Here is a 14,516-nt window from a genome sequence, read left to right as displayed (position 1 = left end):
TGCTCGACTGATCCCACCAGATAAAGAGGGGGCGCTCCCCGGTTGGGAGCGCCCCTTCACCCTCTCAGCCCGCCGGGATCAGCGGACGCCGTCGCCGTCCAGGTCGCGGCCGCCGCTCAGCGGGTTGTCGGCGCGCATCCCGCCGCCCTCGTCCACGCGGCGCACGTCGCCGGTCTGGTGGACCTCGGCGCGCTCCTTCCGCAGGTCGGCCTCCACCGTCTGGGTGTCTTCCACCTGGTTCCGGCGGACGACGATTTCCTCGGCGCCCACCGCGCGCTTCTCGGCCACCACCTCTTCGCGCGTCAGCGGCACCGAGATGTGCTCCTCGGTGAACGCGCGGTCGGTGTTCACGGCGTCGGCGCCGGTGAGCTCGTGGCGCTCCACGGTGACCTCGTCGCGCATCACCGGAACTTCCTCGCGGACGTGGCGCGTGTCCACGTGCTTCTCCACCTCCACCTGCCCGGCCGACGTCTCGCGCTTGCCCACCGCGAGCTGCTCCTCCGACAGCGTGAGCCGCTCCTCGGCCCCGGCCGCGTCGCGGCGGGTGGTCTCGTCCAGACGGTTGTCGAGGCGGTCCAGGTTGTCGTTGTTGTCGCGCATCATCGGCTCTCCTGCGTTGAGTGAAGTGCCCTCCCGGTGCGGCACGTCCGCCAGATCGGGGGGCCAACCCCTGTGCAACGTTTGTTCCGCTCCCCGCGTCTGCAGCGTGCGGTTCACCTTGCATGGGACGAAATGGGACGGAGAGCCCAAACGGCGCTCCCGTCCCGACTTACGTTCGCGCTACCGCACGCGCACGCCCTCCGGCCCGCCGTCCTGGAGCAGCGTGTCGTCGCCCCGGTCGTCGTCGCCCCGGACGTCGCCGCGCACGTCGGCATCGCCGGTGTTGCGGACCTCGGCGCGCTCGCGGCGGAGGTCGGCTTCCACCACCTGTTCCTCCTGCACCCGGTGGCGGGTGATGACGATCTCCTCCGTGGCCACCAGCCGCTTCTGCACCACCAGCTCCTCGCGGACCAGGGGGATGTGGAGCTCGTCGCCCACCTGGTACGATTCGGTGGGCGAGTCGGGGGAGGTGACGGGGCGGCGCTCGACCGACACCTCCTCGCGCATCACCGGCACGCTCTCGCGCACGTGCTCCGTCTCCACGCGCTTCTGCACGTCCACCGCGCCGGCGGACAGCTGCTCCTTGCGCAGGGCCAGCTCCTCGCGCGCCAGCGTCATCCGCTGCTCGTCGCCGTCGCCCGGCGGGCGGCCCGCGCGCTCGTCGTACGCCGCCGCGCCCGCTGCCGCCGCGGCCGCGCCGGGGCCGCCCAGGCCCAGGTAGCCGGTTCCCGCGAAGGTCACCAGCACGCGCCGGCTGGAGGTGTCGATCTCCACCTGCTCGATCGGCACGCGCGTCGGGCCGCCGCGTCCGCCCTCGTTCCCGTCCACGTCCACCGTCACGGCGGCCACCCGCCGCGCCGCGGGATCCACCAGCAGCTCCCTCACCTCGCCGATCTTCCGCCCGTCGGGGAGAAAGGCGCCGAAGCCGCGGATGTCGGTGTAGCCCTCGGCCACCTCGAAGCCGTCCATCTGGTCCAGCGGGACCAGCCCGCGCATGTCGTCGTTCATCTGCCGATTTCCTCCTGCTCGAGGGCTGCCGGTGCCGCTCAGGGGCGCCTGGTGCTGTCGGTCTTGATCAGGGTGTCCTGCGCGTTCGCCGCCGGGGCGCCGCCCGCGGCCGGCGCGGCCGAGACAGTGGTGTCGCCCGGCGAATCCGCCCCGGGCGAGCGGGCCACGGTGGTGTCCTGCACCGCCGGCTGCACCGGCGCGGAGGCCGGCGAGCCGGCGGGCGCCGCCGCCGGGGCGACGGTCGTCGTGTCCGTGGCGGGCGCGGCGTGGTCGCCGCCGCGGCCGCGGAGGAGCAGGTATGCGAGCGCGGCGAGAAGGAGCAGGGGGATCAGCCACCACCACCTGAAGCCGCCGCCGCGGTGATCGTTGCGGTTCTCGACCTTGATCTCGGCCACCGTGCTTCTCCTTGCGGACGGGGGGGATGCGACGCGCATTCAGCCTGGGCGCGGGGCGGCGGGGGGTGGCAACTATCAAGCCATCCGGCGGGGGCGCGACCGGCCCGCGCGGAGGGGTGCGGCCGAGCTCCATCCACGCCGGACGGGGCGCGGCCGGCGGTCCGGAATCCCCATCTCCCTCCCGATCCTTGACCCCGCCTCGCCCGGACGCGCATCATTCCGCGCTCTCCGCAATCTTCCCATCCCCCGTTCCGCCCCGCCCATGCTCCGGAAGCTCGCGTACGTCCTTGCCGGGCTCGTGCTGCTGGTGGTTCTCCTGGCCGCCGGCGCGCGCTGGTACGTGGGGCGCGCCGAGGCCGACCCCGCGCGCGACGCGGTGATCCCCGGGCTGCACGGCAGCGTGGAGGTGTGGCGCGACTCGCTGGGCGTGCCGCACGTGTGGGCGAAGGACGAGGAAGACCTGGTGCGCGCGGTGGGCTACGTGCACGCGCAGGACCGGCTCTGGCAGATGGAGCTCTTCCGGCGCGTGGCCGACGGGCGGATGGCCGAGGTGCTGGGCCCGCCGCTGGTCGACACCGACCGCTTCCTGCGCACGCTGGGGATGGGCCGCTCCGCCGCCGACAACGAGCGCACGCTGGACCCGGAGAGCCGGCGCCTGCTGCAGGCGTACGCCGACGGGGTGAACGCCTGGATCGACCATCACCCCGGCCCGCTGCCGCCCGAGTTCCTGGCGCTGCGCTTCCGGCCCGAGCACTGGACCGTCCGCAACACGCTGGCGATCGGCAAGATCATGGCGTGGGACCTGGCGGACTGGAACGTGGGGCTGGACCTGCAGCGCGCGACCGAGGCCGTGGGCCCGGAGCTGGCGCGCGACCTGTATCCCTCGTATCCCCAGTGGGGGCCCACCATCCTGGGCGGCGACGCCGAGTGGGCGGGGAAGGGCGGCGCCGCTCCGTCCGGCTCCGCGCCGGGCACCCGCATCCCCCTTCCCGCGCCGGTCCCGGCCGACACCTCCGCCGCCGCGCGCCGCTCGGCCGTGCCGCTGCCGCGGGTTCCCGCGCTGGCGCTGGCATTGCTCGACGGCGTCTCCATCTCCCGCGCCTCCAACTCGTGGGTGATCGGGGGAGCGCGGACGAAGAGCGGCAAGCCGATCCTGGCCAACGACACGCACCTGGCGTTGCGCGCGCCCTCGCTCTGGTACCTGGGCGCCATCCACGGCGGCGCGATCGACGCGGCGGGGATGATGCTCCCCGGCTTCCCCATCATCGTCATCGGCCACTCGAAGCGCGTGGCCTGGGGATACACGAACGCGATGGTGGACGACGTCGACTTCTTCGTCGAGCAGGTCGATCCGTCCGACACCACGCGCTACATCACCCCCACGGGCCCGATGCCGTTCGTCGTGCGCCCGGAGACGATCCAGGTGAAGGGCGCGGCGCCGGTCGTGCAGCGCGTGCGCGTGACCCGCCACGGCCCGGTGCTGAGCGACGTGGACGAGCGGGTGAAGGGAAAGGTGCTGGCGATGCGGTGGACGGCGCAGGACCCGTCCACCGAGATGGCGGCGCTGGTGGGGATGAACCGCGCGGGGAGCGCGGCGGAGTTCGCGGCGGCGCTGCACGGGTTCAACAACCCGCACCAGAACGTGATCTTCGCGGACGTGGACGGGAACATCGGCTACTGGATGGGCGGCCGCGTTCCCGTGCGGAAGGGCGGCACCGGCCTTCTTCCCGTGCCCGGGTGGACGGGCGAGGGCGACTGGACCGGGTGGCTGGGCTTCGACCAGCATCCGCACGCGCTGAACCCGGCGGAGGGCTTCATCGTCACCGCCAACAACCGCCAGCTCCCGGCCGCTTCCGGCTATCCGTACCTCATCGCCAACGACTGGGCCGAGCCGTACCGCGCCCTGCGGATCCGGGAGATGATCCTGGCCGGGCGCGGCCTGACCGCGGCCGACGTGCAGCGCCAGGAGATGGACGTCCGCGACGAGATGGCGGTGCGCTACAAGGCGTTCGCCGTGCGCGCCGCGGAGCTGGCGGGCGATTCGGCCGCCGCGCGCGACCTCCGCGCCTGGACGGGGGACGCGTCGGTGGACTCGCACGCGGCGGCGCTCTTCTACGTCTGGCTGGAGAACCTGCGCCACGCCATCGGCGACGACGAGTACCGCGGCAAGCCCGTCTACTTCCCCCGCACCGCGCTGGAGCACGTGCTCGACCGCAATGGCGGCGCGTGGGTGGACGACGTGCGCACGCCGGCGGCGGAAACGCTCGACGGCCTCTCCGCCGCCGCGATGCGCGCCGCCATCGCGACGGTGGGCGCGCGCACCTGGGGCGACCTGCACGTCACCCAGATCGCCCACCCGCTCGGGGTGGTGGGGATGCTGAACCGTTCGCTGGGGCTCAACATCGGCCCGTTCCCCAACGGCGGCTCGGGGAACACGGTGAAGGTGGCGGGCTACGGCGGCCGCACGCCGCCGTTCGTGAACGCGTACGGCCCCAGCCAGCGCCACGTGGTGGACATGGCCGACGTGGACGGCGAGGGCGGCTTCGTGATCCCCACCGGCCAGAGCGGCGTGCCCACCAGCCGCCACTACCGCGACCAGACGCCGATGTGGCGCACCGGCCGGCTCTGGCGCATCCCGCTGGACCGCGGCAGGGCCGAGTCGCGCCGCGTCAGCCGCCTGGTCCTGAAACCGAGGTGACGCGCCGATGCCCGCGATGATCTGCCCCAAGTGCGGCAGCCCCATGACCACCGGCTTCCTGCTGGACTCGGCGCAAAGCCCGAAGCCCACCGAGTGGATCGAGGGCGCGCCGGAGAAGAGCTTCTGGACCGGCCTGAAGCTCGACCGCCGGCGCCGCTTTCCCCTGAACGCCGACCGTTGCGAGCGCTGCGGCTTCCTGGAGCTGTACGCCTAGCAAGCGGAGGACCGGTTCTGCGCGCGAAGGGCTCGGAATCCGACATTGGCTGGATCGAATGCTGGCGCGGGATTTCCAGCCGAGTTCGCGAAGTTTTCAGCGTGAACGCGGAGTATGCATCCCAGGATCGAACGGGATGGCGGAAGCGTGGCGATGCTCGCTATCTCTTCACGACGGTACTTGAAAATGCTGCGGGGCGTGGCAAGATTGGAGTCCCTTCCCGTCCCAACCCACCCGCATCCAGGAGTCTCCCATGCTCAACCTGAACCCCGAAGACCTGCAGGTCACCTCGTTCCAGACCGCCCCCGTCTCGGATTCGATCTCCACCGGCGGGCAGTCGTGGCCGGACGTGTGTACCTGCATCGGCATCTGCCAGCCGAGCGCGGACATCTACTGCAGCGGCGGGTGCCCGCCCGAGACCACCATGCCGGTGGAGCAGACCGTGGCGTACTGATCGCCAATCGGCAGCCGGGAGATGAGAGAACCCCCGCCGCGAACTGCTCGCGGCGGGGGTTCTCTTCGTCGTGTCCGATCGCATGCGGCGGATCAGGAGCCGGCCCCTTCGCGCAGCAGGATCGGCAGCGGCACGCGCGCCCAGTCGTCGCCCGGCCTTTGCGCGCCGACCACCGCGCCGGTGAGCGTGGTGACGCCGGTGAGCGGGAGGCCCAGGAGCGCGGCGCTCCCGGTGGGGCTGCTCAGCAGGCAGTCCTGGCAGGTGGCGCCGCTGGCCTTCACGATCAGCACCAGGATCCCCGTCGCGGTCGCCCCGCCCAGGAAGCCATACACGGCGCCGCGCCACGCGCCCTGCCCGGCGGTGCGCCGCCCGGTGGACAGGTCCACGTGCCGCACGTAGGCCAGCGGAATGGTCAGCCGGTCGTCGCCGCGCTGCACCACCAGGTCGGCGGTGTCGGCCTGCAGCACCAGCCCGGTAAAGGTGCGCGGGCTCAGGAAGTCCTGCGTCACGCGCACGCGGGCCAGCGAATCCACGGCCGTGGGGCCGCGCGCGGCCTGCGCGGCGGCGCGGGGGGCAAGCGCCAGCACCAGGGCCAGCGCGGCAAAAGCGGCTTTCGTCATCGTGCGGCTCCGCTCCAGGGACGGTACGCCGATGGACTGCGAAAGGATAACGATACAGCCCGCGCTATCCTGACGCACCCTTTTCCTCCGGCGGCGGCGCGACCAGCTTCATGGCCCCGCGCTCCAGCCGGTAGTGGAACGGCGCGGGGATGCGCGTGGTTTCGCCGTCGATGGCCAGGTAGGCGATGCGCCGCGGCATGGCGATGGTGCACTCGTCCACCAGGAACGCGTCCAGGTGCGGCGTGCGCGACACCACCTTCAGCCCGCGCGCCGCGGCCGCGATCCCCAGCGCGGTGAGGCGCGCCACCGCCTTGCCGTGCACGGCGATCACGTGCAGCCCCGCGCGCCCGTTCTCCACCCGCCCGCCGAAGGTGGGAAAGCGCGTCTCCCGTTCGCCCACGCCGATGAACACCAGCGCGGTGCGGTAGGAGCGCACCTTCCCCTCCACCCGCACCTGCACGTCGAAGCTGCGCAGCCGCGCCGTCATCCGCAGCCCGGAGAGGAAGCTGGCCATGCGGTACCCCATCCACCGCTCCATCCGGTCGCGCATCCGCACGAACCCCACGTAGGCGCCCACCGAGCTGGTGTTCAGGAACGGGCGGTCGTTCACGAACCCCAGGTCCACGCCGCGCGCCGTTCCCGTCGCCGCCAGCTCCAGCGCCTCGGCCAGCTCGGTGGGGATGCCGTTGTCGCGCGCGAAGTGGTTCAGCGTTCCCGCCGGGAGCACCGCCAGCTCCACCCCCGTCTCGCAGGCCGCGGCCGCCGCCGTGGCGATGGTCCCGTCGCCGCCGGCCACCAGCACGCGCCGGGTGCCGCGCTTCACCTCGTCGCGGATCGCGTCGGCCAGGCCGCTGGGCCCCGCGTCGCGCAGCTCGAAGCGCGCGTCGGCGGAGATGGCGTCGGCCGCCTCCTGGCCGCGCCCGGAGCCGGGGTTGGCGAAGGCGGGGATCGGCGGGGTGCTCGGGTCCGGAGCTGGGGGCAAGGCTGCCGCCGGGCGCGAAAGGTCGTTGGGCCGCGTGGGATTTGCGCGCGCCCCACTGCGCACGGATCGCGCCGCATGCGGAAAACCGCCGCGGCGCCTGGAAGAAAATCGGGGGATAACGAGGGAGGTAGATACGAAGAAGGCGCCGATTGCTCGGCGCCTTCCGGCGTTCAGCGCGCGGCCGGCGTGCGCCGCTTGGGCCCCGGCCGCTCGCGCCGGAGCAGGCTGCGGCTGGGCGCGGGCCCCTCCCCGGCCGCCTCGCGGGCACGGATCCGGAACTCCCAGACGATCATCGGCGGCATGATGACGGCGATCCCGATCATCACGATCGTGCCGAGGGTAAACACCCACTCCGTGTCACCCATCACAGGCCTCCTCGCCTTGAAGGTGGAAAGCAGAAGATAGCGAAAGCGCCCAGAATGGTAAAGATGATCGCAACGCGCTTCGAGAATACGAAGTACCGCTCTCGTCTGCGCTCCCACCGCGAGCACGGCGCGCCCCATTGCCGGCGGATCGTCTCGACCAGCGGATCGGCGGCGGTCACGGCCGAGGCGGTGCTCGCCGCCTCCGCAACGATCTCGCAATCGATGCCGGCTTCGCGTCCCGGGCTGCTCAGCTCGTCACCCAGGTAGGCTCCGTACGCAATCGCGGCGAGCACCACGCCCGTCCCGAGCGCCACCTGGAAGGTGTGGCGCAGCGGTGATGTTCGCCGGTGCCCGAACGAGATCTCGGCCAGCGCGCTGGAGCACGCGACCAGGACCAGGAAGATGATCTCCGGCGAGCTGCGCCAGGGGTTTCCATCTCCATCCTTGAAGTACCGCAGCGCCACGCTGGCGAAGTACGGCACGGAGCCGAACGCGACGTGGAAGATGAGCCACTTGGGAAGGCCTTCCATCCGGCACCGGCGACAGGTAAGTGGACGGAGAGATGGGAGGCGGGATGATAAACGAGATGCGAACGAAAGGCAAGGGCTAAAAAGGAGCTATGCTGGATGCTGCGCATCTCGCTCTCCGGCAACGACTTCCGCGCCGTCAAACCGGTTTCGGGGATCGATCGTGCAATCCGGCAGCGCACGTGCGACTTCGCCTATAGATCCTTCGGCCTGCAACCGCTTGTGCGGAGGCAACGACGGTGTGGCCGGCCTCAGGATGACGTCAATTCTGTGCGTCTGGTGCATAGTTGATTGCCAGATCTGGTATCACACCGCCAGCGTGAAGATCGCCAGCTCGGGGACGGAGCCGAAGCGGACGGGGAGCCCGGTTTCGCCGATGCCGCGGGAGACGTAGAGCGGCACCTGCCCGGCGTCGCGGAACCAGCCGCGCACGTAGCGCCCGCTCCCCGGCGGCAGCACCGGCGCCGCGCCGAAGAACGCCACCTGCCCGCCGTGCGTGTGCCCGGACAGCATCGCGCGGAACTCGCGCGCCTGCACGCCCGCGCCGGGGGCGATCAGCGAGCCGCCGACCATCTGCGCCGCGGCGTCGCGGTCCAGGGCGTCGCGGTACTCGGGGCAGTGCATCAGCAGCAGCCGCGCGTCGGCGGGCTCCGCACCGCGGACGGCGGCGCGCAGGTCGGGGCGGCCGGCGAGCAGGTCGTCCAGCCCCGTCAGCGCGAGGCGACGTCCGCGGTGGAGGTGCACCGCCGTCTCGTTCACCAGCAGCCGCCCGCCGAAGCGCGCGTAGAGCTCGCCCAGCGCGGACGGATCGATCCCGCTCCAGCGGTCCCAGTTCCCCAGGATCGCGTACTTGGGCGTGGCGGGGTCGAGCAGGGAGAGGAACTCGCGGAAGGCGGGGAGCGCGTCGCGCCGGTCGACGGAACCGCCGGTGAACAGGATCAGGTCCGGGCGCGCGGCGGCGACCTGCTCGGCGATGTGGTGATGGAGCCCGCCGACGCGCTTCAGGTGCAGATCGGCGATCTGCGCCAGCGTGACCGGCGCGCGGCCGGGAGGGGACGGGGATCGAGGTCGTGGCGGGTGACCTCCAGGCGGCGGGGCTCCACCAGCCCCGCGTCGGCCGCCAGCAGGGCGCCGGCGGCCCCGAGCGACGACGCGATGAACCTGCGCCGGTTCATCGCGCCGCTCGAGTCGTCAGGCCCCCGCGGGCGCGGCGGCGGGGTGCCGGACCGCGCGGCGGGTGACGGCGAAGTACCCCGCGACGCCGGCGAGCACGATCAGCACGCTGATCAGCTGGGCGACGGAGAACATCCCCAGCAGGCGGTCGTCCTTGGCGCGGAAGATCTCCACCACGAAGCGCTCCACGCCCGCCAGCGCCAGCCACACGAACCAGACGGCGCCTGGCGTGCGCAGGCGGTCGCGCAGCTTCCAGACGACGAAGAAGATGGCCAGCGACAGCGCCGTCTCGTACAGCTGCGTGGGGTGCACCGTCATCACCATCCCGTCGGGGACGTTGGCGGGGATGTTCACGCCGAACGCGCGCAGGTTCCCCGCGGTGGACGGCGGCGCGCCGTTGGGGAAAGCCACGCCCCACGGCAGCTTCGTGGGGCCGCCGTAGTCGTCGCCCACCAGGAAGCAGCCCACGCGGCCGATCGCGTAGCCGATCGCCAGCGTCGGCGCGCACGCGTCGGCCAGGGTGAGGACGGGGAGCTTCAGCCGGTGGACGCGGAAGAGCACCGCCAGCGCGGCCAGGATGAAGCCGCCGTACCACACCAGCCCCGAGCGCGAGAGCAGCGACGCCCACGGGTGGGCCGCCGTCTCGGGCCAGTGCAGGATCATGTAGTAGATCTTGGCGCCCACGATGCCGAAGATGGCCGCGTAGCCGGCCAGGTCCCACGCGTGCTCGGGGTCCTGCCCCCTGCGCCGGAGCTCGCGCGCCAGGATCCAGCCGCCGGTGACGAAAGAGAGCGCCATCATCACGCCGAACGACGTGACCGTGAAGCCGCCGATTCTGAACAGTACGGGTAGCATTGGGGACTGCGCGGGTGGTGGAAGCCGCGGCGTGGAGGGGCGCCGGGAAGGTCAGGAGTGATATGAACTTAGCCGAATCCAGCCGGACGGTAAAGTCATCCCCCGCCGATCGTCGTTGTGGAGGGTAGACGAGCACGTGGTGCGGCTCGCCAATCCACCCCAATCCGGCGGGCTCGTCCCTGTCCCCTGTAACCTGTCCCCTGCGGTTCAGTCGAACATGTCCCACGCCGTGCCCAGGTCCTGCTTGGAGAACACGCGGAAGGCGGTGAGCGTGTTGGTCCGCTCGATCCCCTGGATCTGCGCGATCTCCTCGGTCACGATCTCGGCGATGCGCTCGTACTCCTTCACGCGCACGATGGCGATCAGGTCGTAGTCGCCGGACACGGAGTAGACCTCGGCCACGCCGTCGATTCCGGCGATGCGGCGCGCCAGCGCGGGCACGTCGCCGGGCACGGCGCGGATCAGCACCACGCAGGCCACCATCTGGCTCATCGGCTCACCGTTCGTCGTCGTGGTTGGCAGTCGATCTTCAACGGATTGGAACCGCAGGTTCTGGGCGTGTTTGGCGCTTAGGCGCCAAACCGGGCTGCGCGCGCGGTAGGCAACGATACAACTGTTGCCAACCGCGCCGGGCCACCGCCGCGCCGTGCATCCGGCGCGTTTTGCCGGCATCCACCCACGCGCGGCGCCGTCTGAGCAACCGGGATGATCCTTGACAGATCAGACCGGGAGGATGCTTGACACTTTCTTCCTCCAGAACCCGGGGAGTTGATCTCCAAACACCCGGGGGTTAGTCCACAAACTTCCACGTCCGTTCGTTGAGGCGCGCGAGCAGCAGATCGTAGAAGTAGACCGACCACATCCCCTCTGCAATCTCCTCCAGGGCGACACTGTGGCCGATCAGCACCTCGCTCAGGAACAGGTCCCGATTGCGAAAGTGGAGAATGCCGTTCGCACGCACCGGCCGGACCACGCAGTGACCCGGGTACTCCGGCTCCGGCAGGCGCTCGGGGAGCTCGCGCGGCGAGCGCACGTACAGCGAGCCGGGCGTCTGCATCGCGAGCGCCTGGTGCGGCCGCTCGAAGTCGAACTCGGCGCGGAACCGGTCGCACCGCTCCTGCTGAGCCGGCATGTCCGCGGCTGGCGGCCATACCGTTTCCTGCTTCAGCGTCCGGTGCATTCGCTCGTGCGAGCCGTTCTGCTCCGGGTGCCCCGGCTCGATGCGGTCCTGCCGGATCCCCAGCTGCGTCCACCAGACGTTCAGCCGCGACAGCCCGGCAATCGCCTTGCTCGAGAACGGGCACCCGTTGTCCGAGCGGATGACCCAGGGCAGCCCGTATTCCCGGAACACGCGCTCCACCACGGCCTGGGTCCCGGCGTGCGTGATGGAGGACAGCACGTCGACCGCCAGCAGGAACCGCGTGTGGGCGTCCGCGATGGTGAGCGGGTAGCACAGCTTCCCGTCGCGCGTGCGGAACTCGCCCTTGAAGTCGATCGTCCACAGGTCGTTGGGCCCGGATACCCCCACCTGCGTTCGTCCCGGGTGGCTCCACTTCCGGCGCCGCGGCCGCGGCTTCGTCAGCCGCTCCCGGCTGAACAGGTCGCCAACGGTGCTCGCGGCCGGCAGCACCCGCCCGGGTTCGCGCTTGCGCAGGCACGCCAGCAGCGTCCGCGGCCCCCAGTGCGGATGCAACCGCCGTTCGGCCAGGAGCTCCTCGCTCATCTCCGCCGAGATTCTGTGCGGGCAGTTCAGGGGCGCGTGGCTGCGGGCCTTCAGTCCGTCGACCCCCAGCGCGTTGTACCGCGCCAGCGTCGCGTAGCCCGTCTCCCGGCTCACGCCGAAGCGCTCGCACAGCTCGGACATCTTGTAGAGCTTCTCCTGCGCCTTGGCTACGAACCGCAGCCGCTCGTTCTCCGAATCCGTCCGGTTCCACGGCATGGCGTCCCCCCTGTGGCTTGGGCGAGATCAACGATACCGTGTCAGGCATCCTCCCGGTCTGATCTGTCAACAATCTACCCGGTCTGTACCGTCCCGGCCCTCCGGGCGCGCATCCCTCACGCGGATCCCGCTCGCTTCCTCGCCCATGCATCCGAAACGCCCGGATGCATGGCAGCAGTCCCGGAGGGACTTTGTGCTTTTGTTGCCCCCGAATTCATTCGGGGGACGGGGCAGCCGCATCCCCCGCCGCCCGCGTCCGCCGGGGAAGAAGCCACAGCCCCGCGGCCAGCGCAAGGGGCGCCAGCGCCACCAGCCACCAGTTCGGCTCGCCCGTCGCGCCGTTCATCACCGCGCCACGTACGTCGGGGCGCGAGACGATCACCACCGCCAGCCCGTTGTTGATGAAGTGCATCCCCATGCTGGCGAAGATCGACCGCGTGCGCCAGACCGCGATCCCCATCAGCACCCCGATCCACGCCGTCGGCAGGAAGCGGATGGCCGTCTCGCCGGAGAGGTGGAAGGCGCCGAAGATCAGCGCCGTGAGCCCCACCGTCCTCCACATCCGCTCCTCGCGCGCCACCCCCTGGAAGAGGACCCCGCGGAACACCGCTTCCTCGCACACCGCCGGCGTCACCGCCACCAGCAGCAGGAGCCAGAGGAAGCGCGGCAGGTCCGTGGCCGTCGTCAGTTTCTGCATTGCCCCGAACAGCTCCTTCGGCACGTCCAGCCACTGCAGCTGCACCCATCCCAGCGCCCAGCCCAGCGGGATCCCGCCCAGCGCGACGAGCAGCGCGCCCGCCATCCCCCGCGCCGACGGCGCCCGCAGCGCCAGCGTCCGCCGCGCGTCGAACGGGCCGAGCGCGAGGAAGAGCAGGGCGGGGAGGAGGAGCAATCCCCACTCGCTGTACAGCAGTCCGCGCTCGCCGAAGCGCGCCTGCAGCGCCGTTCCCGCGTGGAAGTACAGCAGCGCGATGGCCGCGACGAACGCCAGCGACTCCGCGGGGAGCGGCACCCGGCGCGCGCCCGTGCGCACCGCGGCCAGCCGCTCGCGCCAGCCGGTCTTCGCCGCCGCGCCCGCGCCGCCGCCGAAGAGCACGTCCTCGCGCCCGAACGCCCGCGCGGCGAAGTGCAGCGCCAGCCCCGCGTACAGCACCGTCGTCCCGAACGCGACGAGGGAGGGGACCAGCGTGGCCGTCCCCGCCATCAATTCGCGGAACATCATCGCGATCCCCACCACGGGAACGGCGGCGAGGGCGGCGTTGAAGTCGATCCCCGGGAGCGAGATCACCAGGATCGGCAGCGTGCTGGCGAGCTGCACGGGGGTGAGCGCGTTCTGCGCCTCCTTGAAGCTCTGCGAGCGCACCGCGATCCCCAGGAAGAGCGCGGAGAAGAGCACCGCGAGGGGAACGAGTCCGACGAGCACCAGCGCGGCGGTGCTCCACGGCAGCGTGAACTTCACGTGCGCGGCCCGGGCGAACTTGAAGATCCCGCTCTGGAAGGTCAGCAGCATGCTGAGCAGGTTGGCGCTCGCCGCCGCCATCCCGATCACCGTCACCGCCGCGAACTTCCCCGCCACGATCTCGCGCGCGGGAACGGGCGCGGTCAGCAGCGTTTCCAGCGTCCCCCGCTCCTTTTCCCCCGCGGCCAGGTCGATCGCGGGGTAGAAGGCGCCCAGCAGCGTCATCAGGATCAGGATCACCGGCAGGAAGCGGCCCAGCGCGTACGCCCCCGTCTCCTCCGCCGTCGCGACGGACGAGTCGGCGACGGCGATGGGCCGGGCGAACGCCGGCGGCAGCCCGCGCCCGGCCAGGCGGCGCGCCAGCAGCGAGTCGTTCCACTCCCCCAGCTTCTTCCCCACCAGCTCGTGCGCGCGCTGCGAGCGGTCGTCCGACGCGTCGAAGAGCACGCGCACGTCCCGCGTTCCCGCCGTGTCCGCAGGCGCGGGGGCCAGGACGACGGCGGCGTCGGCGTGGCCGGCGCGGATCGCCCTCGTCGTCGCGCTGTCGGCGGGGAGGATGCGGAGGGTGGAGTCACGTCGGAAGAAGGCGGAGAATTCCGCGTCCGCCCCGGCGACGGCGACGGCTGCAGGGCGCTCGCTCAGGCGCCGCTGGCCGAAGAGCGTCAGCTGCTCCATCACCACCAGCAGGGCGGGGTAGAGCAGGGTGGGGATGACGATCATCATGAACAGCGTGCGCCGGTCGCGGAGCGTCTCGCGGAGCTCCTTCGCCAGCACGGTGCGGACGACGCGCCAGTTCACGCGGCCTCCCGCACGATGCGCAGGAAGGCGCGCGCCAGGTTGTGCTCGCCCGCGCGCTCCGTGATCTCCTCGGCCGTCCCCTCCTCCACCAGCCGCCCGTTGGCGATGATCCCCACGCGGTCGGCCAGCAGCTCCACCTCGCTCATCTGGTGGGTGGAGAAGAGCACGGCACGCCCCCGGGCCCGCGCGTCGGCGATGAAGCGGAAGATGGCGTCGCTGCTCAGCACGTCGAGCCCCAGCGTGGGTTCGTCCAGCACCAGCGCGGGCGGATCGTGCACCACCGCGCGGGCGATGGACACCCGCTGCCGCTGGCCGGTGGAGAGCTTTCCGCAGAGGCGGTCCGCGAACTCCTCCAGCCCGAAGGCGGCCACCATCTCCTCCACCCGCCGCTCAGCGAGGTCGTCCGCGATGCCGTTGAGGCGCGCGAAG

The 14,516-nt window shown here is 71.6% G+C and carries 17 protein-coding genes; 3 read left to right on the top strand and 14 right to left on the bottom strand.

Features of this window, described 5'->3' with window-relative positions; translation table 11 throughout:
* Positions 1-78: 78 nt before the first annotated feature.
* The 3 genes from VLK66_RS27535 to VLK66_RS27525 form a co-directional block, all read right to left on the bottom strand.
* The gene (locus VLK66_RS27535; protein WP_325312730.1) at positions 79-603 is read right to left on the bottom strand and encodes a YsnF/AvaK domain-containing protein; all 525 of its coding nucleotides are present in this window, start codon (positions 601-603) and stop codon (positions 79-81) included.
* A 177-nt stretch (positions 604-780) separates the two neighbouring features.
* Positions 781-1,608: a PRC and DUF2382 domain-containing protein gene (locus VLK66_RS27530; RefSeq protein ID WP_325312729.1), complete on the bottom strand. Its 828-nt coding sequence runs from the start codon at positions 1,606-1,608 to the stop codon at positions 781-783.
* Positions 1,609-1,646: 38 nt separating this feature from the next.
* A complete protein-coding gene (locus VLK66_RS27525) occupies positions 1,647-2,003 on the bottom strand; it encodes a hypothetical protein (protein ID WP_325312728.1) in 357 nt (118 codons plus the stop codon).
* Between the two features lie 262 nt (positions 2,004-2,265).
* Between VLK66_RS27525 and VLK66_RS27520 the strand changes: the two genes are divergently transcribed.
* The 3 genes from VLK66_RS27520 to VLK66_RS27510 all read left to right on the top strand — a co-directional run bounded on the left by VLK66_RS27520 (position 2,266) and on the right by VLK66_RS27510 (position 5,369).
* Positions 2,266-4,701, top strand: coding sequence for a penicillin acylase family protein (locus VLK66_RS27520; protein WP_325312727.1), 2,436 nt, complete (start codon positions 2,266-2,268; stop codon positions 4,699-4,701).
* 7 nt (positions 4,702-4,708) lie between these two features.
* Positions 4,709-4,915: a PF20097 family protein gene (locus VLK66_RS27515; RefSeq protein WP_325312726.1), complete on the top strand. Its 207-nt coding sequence runs from the start codon at positions 4,709-4,711 to the stop codon at positions 4,913-4,915.
* Positions 4,916-5,168: 253 nt separating this feature from the next.
* The gene (locus tag VLK66_RS27510; RefSeq protein ID WP_325312725.1) at positions 5,169-5,369 is read left to right on the top strand and encodes a hypothetical protein; all 201 of its coding nucleotides are present in this window, start codon (positions 5,169-5,171) and stop codon (positions 5,367-5,369) included.
* A gap of 92 nt (positions 5,370-5,461) precedes the next feature.
* Here VLK66_RS27510 and VLK66_RS27505 read toward each other — a convergent pair whose 3' ends face one another.
* The 11 genes from VLK66_RS27505 to VLK66_RS27455 form a co-directional block, all read right to left on the bottom strand.
* Complete coding sequence (locus VLK66_RS27505) at positions 5,462-5,989, bottom strand: hypothetical protein (protein WP_325312724.1); 528 nt, start codon at positions 5,987-5,989, stop codon at positions 5,462-5,464.
* 64 nt (positions 5,990-6,053) lie between these two features.
* A complete protein-coding gene (locus VLK66_RS27500) occupies positions 6,054-6,971 on the bottom strand; it encodes a diacylglycerol/lipid kinase family protein (RefSeq protein ID WP_325312723.1) in 918 nt (305 codons plus the stop codon).
* Between the two features lie 170 nt (positions 6,972-7,141).
* Positions 7,142-7,336 (bottom strand): hypothetical protein, encoded by a 195-nt coding sequence (locus VLK66_RS27495; protein WP_325312722.1) that lies wholly within the window; start codon positions 7,334-7,336, stop codon positions 7,142-7,144.
* Entirely contained in the window at positions 7,336-7,866 is a 531-nt protein-coding gene (locus tag VLK66_RS27490; protein WP_325312721.1) for a hypothetical protein, read from the bottom strand. Before VLK66_RS27490 ends, VLK66_RS27495 begins: the two co-directional genes overlap by 1 nt.
* 303 nt (positions 7,867-8,169) lie before the next feature.
* Entirely contained in the window at positions 8,170-8,838 is a 669-nt protein-coding gene (locus VLK66_RS27485) for a metallophosphoesterase (RefSeq protein ID WP_325312783.1), read from the bottom strand.
* A gap of 26 nt (positions 8,839-8,864) precedes the next feature.
* Entirely contained in the window at positions 8,865-9,038 is a 174-nt protein-coding gene (locus tag VLK66_RS27480; RefSeq protein WP_325312720.1) for a hypothetical protein, read from the bottom strand.
* 16 nt (positions 9,039-9,054) lie between these two features.
* Entirely contained in the window at positions 9,055-9,891 is an 837-nt protein-coding gene (lgt, locus tag VLK66_RS27475) for a prolipoprotein diacylglyceryl transferase (RefSeq protein WP_325312719.1), read from the bottom strand.
* Between the two features lie 207 nt (positions 9,892-10,098).
* On the bottom strand, positions 10,099-10,383 hold the full coding sequence (locus VLK66_RS27470) for an Lrp/AsnC ligand binding domain-containing protein (protein WP_325312718.1): 285 nt from the start codon (positions 10,381-10,383) through the stop codon (positions 10,099-10,101).
* Positions 10,384-10,681: 298 nt separating this feature from the next.
* Positions 10,682-11,830 (bottom strand): IS481 family transposase, encoded by a 1,149-nt coding sequence (locus VLK66_RS27465; RefSeq protein WP_325312717.1) that lies wholly within the window; start codon positions 11,828-11,830, stop codon positions 10,682-10,684.
* Positions 11,831-12,044: 214 nt separating this feature from the next.
* Complete coding sequence (locus tag VLK66_RS27460) at positions 12,045-14,087, bottom strand: ABC transporter permease subunit/CPBP intramembrane protease (RefSeq protein WP_325312716.1); 2,043 nt, start codon at positions 14,085-14,087, stop codon at positions 12,045-12,047.
* Positions 14,084-14,516, bottom strand: a 433-nt coding sequence (locus VLK66_RS27455) for an ABC transporter ATP-binding protein (protein WP_325312715.1), incomplete at its 5' end; no start/stop codon positions are given. The genes VLK66_RS27455 and VLK66_RS27460, both read right to left, overlap by 4 nt.

This window comes from Longimicrobium sp., from assembly GCF_035474595.1.
GTDB lineage: Bacteria > Gemmatimonadota > Gemmatimonadetes > Longimicrobiales > Longimicrobiaceae > Longimicrobium.
This window is presented reverse-complemented; position numbering and strand designations above follow the sequence as displayed.

Excerpts from the sequence above, each read along its gene's own strand:
- VLK66_RS27535 (WP_325312730.1), bottom strand. The coding sequence starts at position 603 with ATGATGCGCGACAACAACGACAACCTGGACCGCCTCGACAACCGTCTG.
- VLK66_RS27530 (WP_325312729.1), bottom strand. The coding sequence starts at position 1,608 with ATGAACGACGACATGCGCGGGCTGGTCCCGCTGGACCAGATGGACGGC.
- VLK66_RS27520 (WP_325312727.1), top strand. The coding sequence starts at position 2,266 with ATGCTCCGGAAGCTCGCGTACGTCCTTGCCGGGCTCGTGCTGCTGGTG.
- VLK66_RS27515 (WP_325312726.1), top strand. The coding sequence starts at position 4,709 with ATGCCCGCGATGATCTGCCCCAAGTGCGGCAGCCCCATGACCACCGGC.
- VLK66_RS27510 (WP_325312725.1), top strand. The coding sequence starts at position 5,169 with ATGCTCAACCTGAACCCCGAAGACCTGCAGGTCACCTCGTTCCAGACC.
- VLK66_RS27505 (WP_325312724.1), bottom strand. The coding sequence starts at position 5,989 with ATGACGAAAGCCGCTTTTGCCGCGCTGGCCCTGGTGCTGGCGCTTGCC.
- VLK66_RS27495 (WP_325312722.1), bottom strand. The coding sequence starts at position 7,336 with ATGGGTGACACGGAGTGGGTGTTTACCCTCGGCACGATCGTGATGATC.
- VLK66_RS27490 (WP_325312721.1), bottom strand. The coding sequence starts at position 7,866 with ATGGAAGGCCTTCCCAAGTGGCTCATCTTCCACGTCGCGTTCGGCTCC.
- VLK66_RS27480 (WP_325312720.1), bottom strand. The coding sequence starts at position 9,038 with ATGAACCGGCGCAGGTTCATCGCGTCGTCGCTCGGGGCCGCCGGCGCC.
- lgt (WP_325312719.1), bottom strand. The coding sequence starts at position 9,891 with ATGCTACCCGTACTGTTCAGAATCGGCGGCTTCACGGTCACGTCGTTC.
- VLK66_RS27470 (WP_325312718.1), bottom strand. The coding sequence starts at position 10,383 with ATGAGCCAGATGGTGGCCTGCGTGGTGCTGATCCGCGCCGTGCCCGGC.
- VLK66_RS27465 (WP_325312717.1), bottom strand. The coding sequence starts at position 11,830 with ATGCCGTGGAACCGGACGGATTCGGAGAACGAGCGGCTGCGGTTCGTA.